At 60.6% G+C, this 12162-nt stretch carries 11 protein-coding genes; all 11 read left to right on the forward strand.

The features are described from left to right. Positions 1-104: 104 nt before the first annotated feature. Positions 105-1109: an HlyD family secretion protein gene (locus AC22G1_RS19370; protein ID WP_487314805.1), complete on the forward strand. Its 1005-nt coding sequence runs from the start codon at positions 105-107 to the stop codon at positions 1107-1109. Positions 1110-1112: 3 nt separating this feature from the next. Next, complete coding sequence (locus AC22G1_RS19375) at positions 1113-2681, forward strand: DHA2 family efflux MFS transporter permease subunit (protein WP_487314806.1); 1569 nt, start codon at positions 1113-1115, stop codon at positions 2679-2681. Between the two features lie 160 nt (positions 2682-2841). Beyond that, positions 2842-4233, forward strand: coding sequence for a circularly permuted type 2 ATP-grasp protein (locus AC22G1_RS19380; protein ID WP_487316756.1), 1392 nt, complete (start codon positions 2842-2844; stop codon positions 4231-4233). A 14-nt stretch (positions 4234-4247) separates the two neighbouring features. Then, the gene (locus AC22G1_RS19385) at positions 4248-5189 is read left to right on the forward strand and encodes an alpha-E domain-containing protein (protein WP_487314807.1); all 942 of its coding nucleotides are present in this window, start codon (positions 4248-4250) and stop codon (positions 5187-5189) included. Then, a complete protein-coding gene (locus AC22G1_RS19390) occupies positions 5190-6008 on the forward strand; it encodes a transglutaminase family protein (RefSeq protein ID WP_487314808.1) in 819 nt (272 codons plus the stop codon). A gap of 10 nt (positions 6009-6018) precedes the next feature. Beyond that, on the forward strand, positions 6019-6738 hold the full coding sequence (locus tag AC22G1_RS19395) for a proteasome-type protease (protein ID WP_487314809.1): 720 nt from the start codon (positions 6019-6021) through the stop codon (positions 6736-6738). A gap of 98 nt (positions 6739-6836) precedes the next feature. Further along, positions 6837-7463, forward strand: coding sequence for a TetR/AcrR family transcriptional regulator (locus AC22G1_RS19400; protein ID WP_487314810.1), 627 nt, complete (start codon positions 6837-6839; stop codon positions 7461-7463). A 94-nt stretch (positions 7464-7557) separates the two neighbouring features. Continuing rightward, positions 7558-9309, forward strand: a complete 1752-nt coding sequence (locus tag AC22G1_RS19405) for a DUF885 domain-containing protein (RefSeq protein ID WP_487314811.1) — start codon at positions 7558-7560, stop codon at positions 9307-9309. A 132-nt stretch (positions 9310-9441) separates the two neighbouring features. After that, positions 9442-10317: a pepsin/retropepsin-like aspartic protease family protein gene (locus AC22G1_RS19410; RefSeq protein ID WP_487314812.1), complete on the forward strand. Its 876-nt coding sequence runs from the start codon at positions 9442-9444 to the stop codon at positions 10315-10317. Between the two features lie 185 nt (positions 10318-10502). Further along, entirely contained in the window at positions 10503-11351 is an 849-nt protein-coding gene (locus AC22G1_RS19415; RefSeq protein WP_487314813.1) for a hypothetical protein, read from the forward strand. Positions 11352-11572: 221 nt separating this feature from the next. Then, positions 11573-12148, forward strand: coding sequence for a DUF1287 domain-containing protein (locus AC22G1_RS19420; RefSeq protein WP_123422030.1), 576 nt, complete (start codon positions 11573-11575; stop codon positions 12146-12148). Positions 12149-12162: the final 14 nt, after the last annotated feature.

Here is a 12162-nt window from a genome sequence, read left to right on the forward strand (position 1 = left end):
CCATAACGAACTGTTATAAAACTAGAAACAGTACGTGTTATACAGAGCGACTAATAAAAATAATGTAACGACGCTAGAATGTCGAGCCTCAGATTGGAGGTCCAATGTCCAAACGCATTATTTTCTTGCTTGTAGTGGTAGCTCTGGCCGCAGGTGGTGGGGCCTGGTGGTGGTTGCATCAGGGCCAGGAGACAACCGACAACGCCTATGTCAAAGCTGACATCGTGCCGGTGATGAGCCGCATCAACGGCACTGTGACACAGATACTGGTTGCCGATAACCAAAAGGTGACCGCCGGCACCCCCCTTATCCAACTCGACCCCCGGGATTATCAGGTCGCCCTGGCCGAAGCCAAGGCCGACCTTGCCGAGCAGCAATCGGTACTCGACCACTTGGTTGATCGCCAGAATGCCCAGCAAACCTTGGTGGAATCGGCCCAGGCCAGCTTTGATGCCGCCAGCGCGGAGCTTAAACGCGCCCAGCAACAGGTAGACCGGCTGTCGCGCCTGTCGGGCAAGCAGTATGTCTCCCAAGACGACCTGGACGCAGCCGAGCTGAACCGCGACGCCGCCAAGGCCCGCCTGGCCCAGGCCAAGGCGCAAATCGCCTCCGAACAGGCGCAATTGCAGGTGATTTTGGGTGAACAGCCGCAGCTGCAAGCCACAGTGGATGCCGCCAAGGCCAAGGTAGAAGATGCCGAGTTGCAGCTCTCCTATACCACCATCACCGCCCCTCGCGACGGTTTTGTGACCAGCCGCCAGGTGCAGCTGGGCCAAACCGCCAGCCCCGGCGCGCGGCTGATGAGCTTGGTGACACCCAAGATTTGGGTAGAAGCCAACTATAAGGAAACCCAGGTTGCCGGCATGAAGATTGGCCAGCAGGTCGATATCGTGGCCGACGCCAAATCCGGGGTGACCTTCAAGGCCCACGTTGAGAGCTTTGCCGGTGCCACCGGCTCCGAGTTCGCCCTGTTGCCGCCTGAAAATGCCACCGGCAACTTCACCAAAGTGGTACAGCGCCTGCCGGTTCGCCTGGCCTTTGATAACGGCCAGGACTTGAGCGTAATGCGCCCCGGCATGTCGGTGCTGGCCACGGTCCACACGGAGTAAGGGATGCTGTCGCGCATACCGAAAAACTGGCTGGCGGTGATGGGCGCCCTGGTGGGCGCGTTCATGGCGATCCTGGATATCCAGATCACCAACTCATCGCTCAAGGAGATCCAGGGGGCCCTGGGGGCCACCCTGACCGAGTCTTCCTGGATAGCCACCGCCTATCTGGTGGCGGAGATGATCGCCATCCCCCTGACCGGCTTTTTCACCCGCTGGCTCAGCCCTCGGCGATTCCTGCTGTGGACCAGTGCCGGCTTTGTGCTGGCATCCTTGGCCTGTTCCTTCTCCTGGAACCTGGAGTCGATGATCGCCTTTCGGGCCCTGCAAGGGTTTACCGGCGGCGCCCTCATTCCCATGGCTTTTACCCTGGTCATGACCCAGCTACCCATGGAGAAGCAACCGGTGGGCATGGCGCTGTTCGGTGTCACCGCCACCTTCGCGCCCTCTATCGGCCCAACCCTTGGCGGCTGGCTCACCGACACCTTCAGCTGGCACTACATCTTCTACCTGAATGTGCTGCCCGGCCTGCTGGTGATGGTGCTGCTGGCCATGGGCCTGGACAAACAAGACCGTGACGACGACCAGCTCAAGACCATAGACCTGTTCGGCATGGTGACCATGGCCCTCGGCCTTGGCTCCCTGGAAGTGGTGCTGGAAGAGGGCTCCCGCGACGACTGGTTCGACGCCGAGTACATTCGCTGGCTGTCGGTCATAGCCGTGGTCAGCATGACGGTGTTTGTCTGGCGCCAGCTCACCGCCAAGGCGCCACTGGTGAACCTGCGGCTCTTTAAGAACCCGGATTTCTCCAAGGCCTGCCTGGCTTACTTTGCCCTGGGCGCCGGTCTTTTTGGCTCGGTGTACCTGGTGCCGCTGTACCTGGCGCAAATACACGACTACAACGCCATGCAAATCGGCCTGGTGCTGATGTGGGTGGGCTTCCCGCAGCTGCCGCTGTTTCCGCTCATTCCCAAACTGGTGAAGAAGGTTGACCCGCGCTACCTGGTGTTTGCCGGCTTCGTGGGCATCGCCATCAGCATGTGGATGAACGTCAATATGACGGTACTCTACGACGGCGCCTTCCTGATCCCGGCAATGTTGGTCAGGGCCATGGCCCAGCCCTTTATGATGGTGCCGCTGTCTATCATCGCCACCCAGGGGGTGGACAAGAAAGACGCCCCCTCGGCTTCGACCTTGCTGAACGTGATGCGCAACATGGGCGGCGCCGTGGGCATTGCCCTGCTGGCCACCTTGATGGACGTGCGCACCCGCCATTACCTGTGGCAGGTACGGGAATCCCTGGTAAGCGGCAGCCAGAACCTGACCCAGTGGCTGAGCCACACCGGCCAAATACTGGAGGCCCAGGGCGGCAACGCCACCCAGGCCTATGGCCTGCTGTTTAAGGAAGTGAACCGCCAGGCCAGCGTTATGGCCTACAACGAGGCCTTCTTGTTGATGGGCTGCATGCTGTTTATAGCCGCCCTGGCGGTGCTGGCCATTAGCCCGGTCCGCCAGCAGGCTGCCAAGCCGGCCGAACCGGCGCCCAAGACCGAGGCCCTGGAACAGGCCGCCTGACCTAAAGCCCTCATCCGAGGGCTTTTTTATTGCTGTGGGTCACGAAAAGCCGCCATCAAACGCCAAAGCCTTGTTCAGCTATTGACCAAACCCGCCGCCGCCTGCAATTAATCCCACAAAGGATGCGGATTTATTCAAGGGGTGTGCGGTGTTCAACGAGATGATGAGCGACGACAAGGTCCGGGAGCCCTACCAGGCCCTGGTGGAATGGATGGAAGCCACAGGCCCAGAGCAGCTGGCCCAAAAGCGCATGGAAGCCGAGACCCTGTTTCGCAAGATTGGCATTACCTTCGCCGTGTACGGTGACGGTGGCGACCCAGAGCGGCTTATTCCCTTCGACCTTATTCCCCGCATCTTCACCGCCGCCGAGTGGCGGCTGCTCAAAAGAGGGGTCGAGCAGCGGGCCCGGGCCCTGAACGCCTTTTTGTTCGACGTCTACCACAACGCCGAGATCATCAAAGCCGGGGTCATTCCCGGTGAGCTGGTGTTCAACAACGCCGCCTTCGAGCCTTCGGTGATCGGCATCGACCCGCCCGGCAAGGTGTACAGCCACATCATCGGCGTCGATATCGTGCGGGTCAGCGAAAACGAGTTTTACGTGCTGGAGGACAACTGCCGGACCCCATCCGGGGTGTCCTACATGCTGGAAAACCGCGAGATAATGATGCGCATGTTCCCGGAGCTGTTCTCCCAGCTGCGTATCGAACCGGTAGACAGCTACCCCGAAAGCCTGCTCAAAACCCTCAAAAGCATCGCCCCCAAAGGCTGCGGCGGTGACCCCTGCATCGTGGTGCTAACCCCCGGCGCCATGAACAGCGCCTATTACGAGCACTCGTTCCTGGCCGACCAGATGGGGGTGGAGCTGGTGGAAGGCCAGGATCTCTTTGTGGAAAACGGCCACGTTTACATGCGCACCACCCGCGGCCCAGCCAGGGTGGACGTGATTTACCGGCGCATTGACGACGCCTTTTTGGACCCTCTGTGCTTTCGCCCCGACTCGGTGCTGGGAGTGCCGGGGCTGCTGAACGTGTACCGGGCCGGCAACGTGGCCATTTGCTCGGCGCCGGGCGCCGGAGTGGCCGACGACAAGGCGGTGTACACCTATGTGCCGTCGATGATCCGCTTTTATCTCGGCGAAGAGCCCATCCTCAACAACGTGCCCACCTACCAGTGCGCCAAGCCCGACGACCTCGAATACGTGCTGGCCCACCTGCCAGAGCTGGTGGTCAAGGAAGTACACGGCTCCGGCGGTTACGGCATGTTGGTGGGCCCGGCCGCCACCCGCGAGGAAATCGACGCCTACGCCGGGCGCATCCGCGCCAACCCCGGCGAGTTTATCGCCCAGCCCACCTTGAGCCTCTCCACCTGCCCCACCTTTGTGGAGAGCGGCATCGCGCCGCGCCATGTGGACTTGCGGCCATTTTGCCTGGTGGGCGACAAGATACGGCTCACCCCGGGCGGTTTGACCCGGGTGGCGCTCAGGGAAGGGTCTCTGGTGGTTAACTCCTCCCAGGGCGGTGGTGTCAAAGACACCTGGATCATGGCCGAATAACAGGAGCCGCCATTATGCTCAGCCGTACCGCAGCCAACCTGTTCTGGCTGTCTCGCTATGTGGAGCGGGCCGAAAACATGGCCCGCCTGATGGAAATGGGTTATCGCATGGGGCTGATGCCCGCCGCCGGCAAGGGCTATCGCAGCGAGTGGCAATCGGTGCTGGCCGCCGCCGGTTTCAGCCCCACCGATTACATTCCCCTGACCCAAGCCGAAGTGGCCGATTACCTGGTGTTCGACCCGGCCAACCCCTCTTCGGTGAGCAACTGCCTGGAGCAGGCCCGCAACAACGCCCGCGCCATGCGCACCGCCATCACCGCCGACATGTGGGACGCTATCAACAGCGCCCATATGGAGCTGAAAAAGCCGGCGCTGCGCTACATGGTGCGCAACAACCTGCCGGAATTTTTGGACTGGGTAAAACGCCAGGGCGCGCTGTTTCGCGGCGCCACCGACTCCACGGTGCTGCGTAACGACGGCTACGACTTTTTGCGCCTGGGCACCCTGTTGGAGCGGGCCGACAACACCGCCCGTCTGCTGGACGTGAAATACTACGTGCTGCTGCCGGAAACCTCAGTAGTGGGGGACAGCCGCGACAGCTACCAGTGGACCACGGTGCTGCGGGCGGTGTCGGCCTTGCGGGCCTTTCATTGGGTGTACAAGGACAACTACACGCCGCTGCTGATTGCCGATTTTTTGATTTTAAACCCGCTCAGCCCGCGCTCCCTCACCCACTGTTACGCCGGCACCACCGACCACCTGCAACGGCTGGCCCGCCATTACGGGCGCCGCTCAAGTGCCGCCGCCGAGGCCCTGGAGACGTACTCGATACTGCTGCACGGCGACATGGAGGACATTTTCAGCACCGGCCTGCACGAGTTTTTAAGCGATTTTCTGATGCGTAACGCGGCGCTGTCTAACAGCATCGCCGAGTCGTACTACTTCGGAGGACAATAAATGCGCCTGACCGTCAGCCACAGCACCCGTTACCGCTATGACCCGCCGGTGCGCAGCGTCACCCAGAGCCTCAAACTCAGCGCCAGCCGCTTCGCCGGCCAGCAGGTACTGAACTGGCAGATAAGCGCCGAGGGCGCCACCATCGGCACCCCCTTTGTGGATGGCTTTGGCGATACCGTCTTTACCCTCACCGCCAATGGCCCCCTGGACAGCCTGGAAGTGCTGGTGACCGGCACGGTGCGCACCCAGGACCACGCCGGGGTGCTCAAGGGCCACCGGGAAAAGGCCTCGCCCCAGGTATTTTTGCGCGCCACCGCCGCCACCCGGGCCGACGAGACCATCCTGGCTTTGGCGCAAAAGGTGAAAGCCGACAATGCCCAGGCCAGCCAGTTGGATCTCGCCCACGCCCTTTCCCAGGCGGTGAGCGAGGCGATGCGCTACGCCCCCGGCAGCACCCACGCCCACACCAGCGCCGCCGAGGCCCTGGCCGAGGGCCAAGGGGTGTGCCAGGACCACACCCAGGTGCTTATCGCCATGGCCCGCAGCATCGGCCTGCCGGCCCGCTATGTGTCGGGGTATCTGTTTGCCGACGCCGACGGCGTGCCCCATGAAGCGGCCCACGCCTGGGCCGAGATTTATGTCGACACCCTCGGCTGGGTGGGCTTTGATTGCGCCAACCGCTGCTGCCCCACCGAGTACTACATTCGCCTGGGCTCGGGGCTCGATGCCCGCGACGCCGCCCCCATCCGCGGCATACATTCCGGTGGCAGCGAGGAACAACTTGATGTATCAGTGGTGGTGAAACAATCACAGCAATAACAGGCGCGCCATGACCTACTGTGTCGGACTCAAGCTCAACGAGGGCCTGGTTCTGCTCTCCGATACCCGCACCAATGCCGGCCTCGACAACGTGGCCCGCTTTCGCAAGATGTTCACTTGGGAAGAACCCGGCGAGCGGGCCATTGCCATGGTTACCGCCGGCAACCTGGCCATCACCCAGGCGGTGATGAACCGGCTGCAAGAGGCCATCGACACCAGCGACGCCGAGGGCACCCTGCTCAGCGCCCCCACCATGCACAAGGTGGCGCAGATGGTGGGAGATGCCATGCAGCAGGTGCAGGGGAAGTATCACCAGACGCTGGAGCAGCGTAACGAGAACTCCGCCGCCACCATCATGGTGGCTGGGCAGGTCAAAGGTGGCCAGCCGCGGCTGTTTTTGGTGTACGCCGCCGGTAACTTTATCGAGGCCACCGAAGACACCCCCTACCTGCAGATTGGCGAGCACAAATACGGCAAGCCCATACTCGATAGGGTAATAACCGAAGACACCCCACTTAGCGACGGCATCAAGGCGGTGCTGCTGTCCATGGACTCCACCCTGCGCTCCAATTTGTCGGTCGGTATGCCGCTTGATCTCACCGTGCTGCCGGCCGGGCAATGCCAATTTAGTATCCGCCGGCGCATCGAAGCCGAAGACAGCCACTTTCGGGCGCTGTCTGATGCCTGGTCACAGGCGCTGCGCCACGCCTTTACCGATATGCCCGACTAAACCAAGGACTGCAGGGACTGCCAAGACGGCCGCCAGATTGCATCGAGGCGGCCCGCTCTTTACAGTAGCGCCCCCATTACAAGGAATTTGCCCACGCCATGCGACGCGCCAACAACCCCGACGACAAAGCCCTGCGCTACCGGCAGATCCTCGATTGCGCCCGCACCTTGCACCGTGATTTTCAGCGCCTGCCCACCGCCGCCGAAATGGCCGGGCACCTGGGCCTGGGCAAAGGCACCTTGTATCTGTACTTTCGCTCCCGCGAAGCCATCTTCCTGACCCTGCTGGAAGATGACATGCGCAGCTGGCTGGAGCGGCTGGAGACCGCCGTGGATACCCTGCCGCTGCCCCAGGCCATAGACGAACTGTGCCGCCACATTGCTGGCGACGAAGACAGCTGCCGCCTGGCGGCCCTGGCCCACGGCCTGATTGAGCATTGCGACGATCTGGACGCCATCCAGACCTTCAAGCGCCACATGGCCGATGCCGTGGCCCGCTGTGCCGCCCGGGTGGCCAAGGCCGCCGCCATGGAAGAGCGCAGTATCCAGGCCCTTATTCAAGCCAGCCACGCCATGGTGGTAGGGCTGTGGCAAGCGGCCAACCCGCCAGCTGCCATTCGCGCCCTGCCCGATGCCACTGGCCTTTTGGTACCGGATTTTTCCAACACGGTGCGCCAGGCGCTGTTTGCCCTGTGGCAAGGTTGGCTGACCAAGTACCGCCACTGAGCATTCACCCTGCCTGCCGGTCTTGTGGTCGTGCCGGCCGTTGAGCCTGGCGCCAAATCAGGGACACTGAACAAAAAACGCCATAGGAAGTGCTATGAACCGTCTCACCCCTGTCGCCGCCCTCTGTTTCGCCCTTTTAGGCGGCTGTGCCCAGACCCATTCCCCGGCCGACCCGGCCCAAAGCGTTCAAACCAATTTCAATAGCCTGATGGACCAGTACTGGCAGGCCAGCAGCCAATACGACAGCCTGCTGGCTGGCAGCCATAACCCCAGGCGCAGTGCCGGCCACCTGCCGGACCTTTCCCCGGCAGCCCTGGCCGCCGAGGACCAATACTGGCAGCAGTTCAAACGCCAGGTCGAAGCGGTGCCAACGGCCAGCCTTGGCAACCAAGACCAGATCAGCAAAACCATGCTGATCTACGAGCTCGACAACCGCATCGACAACTACCGCTTTGGCGACCACCTGATGCCGCTCACCTCCGAGTACGGCTTCTGGGTGGGCCTGGCCGGCATGAAGGATTACCTGCGTTTTCAAAAAGACGCCGATTTTGACGCCTACCTCACCGCCCTTGGCGATGTGCCCCGTTACATCGACCAGCAAATCGCCTGGATGAAAGAAGGCCTGGCCAAGGGCATCACCCAACCCAAGGCGGTGCTGGGGCTGGTGGGCAGCAACATCAATTCCTACATCAACGAAGAGCAGTTCCTGAGCCCCTTTGATGCCTTGGCGCAAGACGACCCGCGCCGGGCCAAGGCCAACGAGGTGGTAGACAAGGCGGTGCTGCCGGCCTTTAACAAGCTGCACGACTTCATGGTCAACACCTACATTCCCAACGCCCGCACTAGCATCGGCATGTCCGAGATGCCCAATGGCCGGGAGTGGTACAAAAACCGGGTCAAACACTACGTCACCCTGGATATCAGCCCCGAAGAGGTGCATCAGCTCGGCCTGACCGAGATGAAGCACATCCACGAGCAGATGAACGCCATCATCCAGCAGCTGCACTTCAAGGGCGATTTGCATGACTTCATGCAGTTCCTGCGTACCGACCCGCAGTTCTACGCCAAAACCCCGCTGGAGCTACTCAAAGACGCCTCCTACTACGCCAAGCGGGCCGACGGCATCCTGCCCCGCTACTTCGGCAAGCTACCCCGCAAGCCCTACACCGTTACCCCGGTGCCGGCGGATATTGCCCCCAACTACACCTCGGCCCGTTACTCCGGCTCCTACACCGACGACAGGCCAGGGGAGTTCTGGGTCAATACCTACAACCTCAAGGTGCGCCCCATCTACGAGCTGGCGCCGCTGACACTGCACGAAGCGGTGCCGGGCCACCACCTGCAAATCAGCCTTACCCAGGAACAAACCGGTCTGCCAGCCTTTCGCCGCAACGGCTACATCAGCGCCTTTGGCGAAGGTTGGGGCCTATATAGCGAATACCTCGGCGAAGAAGCCGGTTTCTACCAGACCCCTTACGAGCACTTTGCGCGGCTGATCTTCGACGCCTGGCGCGCCGCCCGGTTGGTGGTGGACACCGGAGTGCATTGGTACGGCTGGAGCCGCGAGCAGGCCCAGAAATACATGGCCGACAACACCGGCCTTAGCCTGCACAACGTGCAAACCGAGACCGACCGCTACATCACCTGGCCCGGCCAGGCGCTGTCATACAAGATGGGCGAGCTGACCATCTTGCGGCTGCGTGAAAAGGCCCAAACCGAGCTTGGCGACAAATTCGATATCCGCCGCTTCCACGACGCAGTACTGGCCAACGGCGCCGTCCCCCTCAAGGTGCTGGAGCAGCAGATAGACCAATTCATCGCCACCGAGCAAGCCCGCAAGGACTAACCCCCAAGCCCCGCCAGCGGGGCTTTTTATGGCTCCGGCGCCACTAAAAACCAAGCGGCGCTGCTGCTTTTTAAGGCAATATAGCCAAGGCGTCGTATAGCGAAAAAGCCAATAACAATGAAAGGGGGATAGATGCAACAATCTATGTTTAAGGGCCTGGCGTTTGCGCTGGCACTGGTTGCCTCGGCACCGGCCTTCTCGCAAAGCTGTGAAGTCACGTTACCGGTCACCATCGATCACAACACGCCTTTTCTGACCTTAGCGATCGGCAAACAAACAGTGACGGCAGAACTTGATTTAGGGGCGAGAACAGCGCTGCATCTGCCAAGCACGCTGATTAAAACCCTGCCGGGTGTGCATTACAGCAACAAAAGCCTTCGCAGCATGAACGCCGAAGGTAAAGTGCAGCAAAATAAACTTTTTACCCTCGACAGCCTTTCCTTAGGCTGCCTGACCCTTACCCAGCTTAGCGGCGTTGAATTCCAGCCCTGGGAAGTAAACATGGGCGATGCATCCGAAGCGCCCAAACAGCCCAAAGCGGTAATAGGCCGTGACTTTTTTAAAGGCCAGATACTGCACCTTGATTTAGCCCACCAACGCCTGACCATAACGCCAAGCAAGGCACCACTGGTGGGTGCGAGTGGTTACCAAAATACAGCCGAGGGCCTGACCATAATGGCTACAAACCATGGCCACCCTTATCACTTGGTGCTAGATACCGGCGCCACCAACTCGGTATTGGCAACGGCGAAAGTCGCCAAAGATGCGGTCATTGACCATTGCAGCTTTAATCTTGGCAACAACATTCCCTGCCAAACCTTGGCAGGGGGCCTTACGGTCCAGAGCCACACCTTTGCCTTGTCGCCGCTGCTGATAATCCCCTTCGATCCGCGTTTTCAACAGGACGGTCTGCTGGGCTACGACTTTTTTAGCCAAGCGGTAGTCGACATCGATTTTGGCCACCAGCAATGGCGTTTGGCGGCCAAGGCCCAACCGAGCCCACAATAGCCAGCGCCTTGCTCAGCATTAGCCCTTGTCAGCAACGTCACCGGAACGATCAGTGCAGCCAGCGGCAGCGAAAATGCTGCCTGCTTGCTGCTTAAAGCCCGCCAATATAAAGGCCCCACCCAGCGGGGCTTTTTTATCAGCCCAGCGCTGGTAAACTTGGCAAAAACCCGTTGTAACTCAAAGGAATGAACATGCACCTGGGTAAAGCCCTTTTTCTGCTGGGCCTGTTGTGGTGCAAACCGCTGCTGGCCGCCACGTGTGACCATGTCACCCTGCCACTGACTTTTGACGCCCAAGGCCGGCCCTATATCGAGGTAGAGGTGGCTGGCCATGACTACCAGGCGCGGATCGAGGTAGGCAGCAAGATTGGCTTGTCCATGGCGCAGGAGGTATTGCTCAAGGTGCATGCCACCAAGTTCAGCGGCAAGGACGTACGCATCACCGACCTGGACGACAATCAGCGTAACCCCTGGGATTACCAGGTGTCGCACTTTCAGATTGGCTGCATGCGCTTTAGCAACATCAGCGGCGCCGAGCTGCCGCCACAAAGCCAGCAACCCGGCCAGGACAAAATCGTGCTGGGCCGCGACATGTTTAAAGGTCGGCAACTGGAATTAAGTTATCTGTTCTCGGCGGTGACCATCCGCGAAGTCAGCAAACACGGGGCCACCGACCGCTTCGAACCCATGACCCTGGACCCCTACTTCGGCATCATGATCAGCGCCCGAACGCTGGCCAAAAACTACCGTTTGGCACTCACCAACGGCACCCGCCACACCCTGCTGGATAAAGCCAAGGTGCCCAAGACCGAGCAGGTCAAACCCAGCACCTATTCCACCGACCAAGGGCCGCTCAGCGAGCTGGACAGGCCGCTGCTGGTAGGCCACAAGGCCTTTAGCTCACACATTTTGCTCTACCCCATCAAGGGCCCTAACCGAGAGGACAGCGACGGCGTCCTGGGCAACGACTTTTTCAAACAATACGATGTGGATATCGACTTTAAAAACAAGTTGATACGGCTAATTAAGACGTAAAAAAACAATAGGGCCTGCATAACAGGGTGAGGCATCCGTGACCCTCAGGTCAGGAAAAAAACGGGTGTCAGAGCGGCTCACTCCATCGAGCATAAAGCGGCATCGCCAGCGAAAGACAGTGACCTTCACTTTGACTACGGGAAACCCTAAGCCCGCGCGTTCAGCATTCACTGGGCCAGGGTGGGCGATAGTCGCTTTTTTGCCAGCAATGGAGTGCTGCCATGAAGTGTCTTTTTCCGCTGATGTTATTGTTGGCCAGCGGCGCCCAGGCCACCGAAGCCGAGGCCCTGGTGGCGGCAGCCAAGGCCCGCACCGAGCAAGCGGTACGTTACGACGGCCGCTATTTCACCATCGGCTACCCTGGCGGCGATGTACCAGCCGGGCTTGGGGTCTGTACCGATGTGGTGATCAGAAGCTACCGGCGCCTGGGGGTCGATTTGCAGCAAAAGGTGCACGAGGACATGGCCCAGCACTTTGCGCTGTATCCGTCCAAACGGATCTGGGGCCTTAGCCGCCCCGACAGCAATATCGACCACCGCCGAGTGCCCAACCTGCAGGTGTTTTTCAGCCGCCACGGCCAATCGCTACCCGTCAGCCAAGACCCGGCCGCCTACCGCCCCGGCGATTTAGTCACCTGGATGCTGCCCGGCAACCTGCCTCATATCGGTATCGTCAGCGACCAGCGCGCCCCTTCGGGCAACCTGATGGTGGTGCATAACATCGGCCGGGGCCCGGAGCAGGACGACAGCCTGCTGCGCTTTCCCATCACCGGGCATTATCGCTACTTCCCGCAATAAAGCGCTTTTCAAAT

The organism is Gallaecimonas zhanjiangensis, assembly GCF_057624825.1.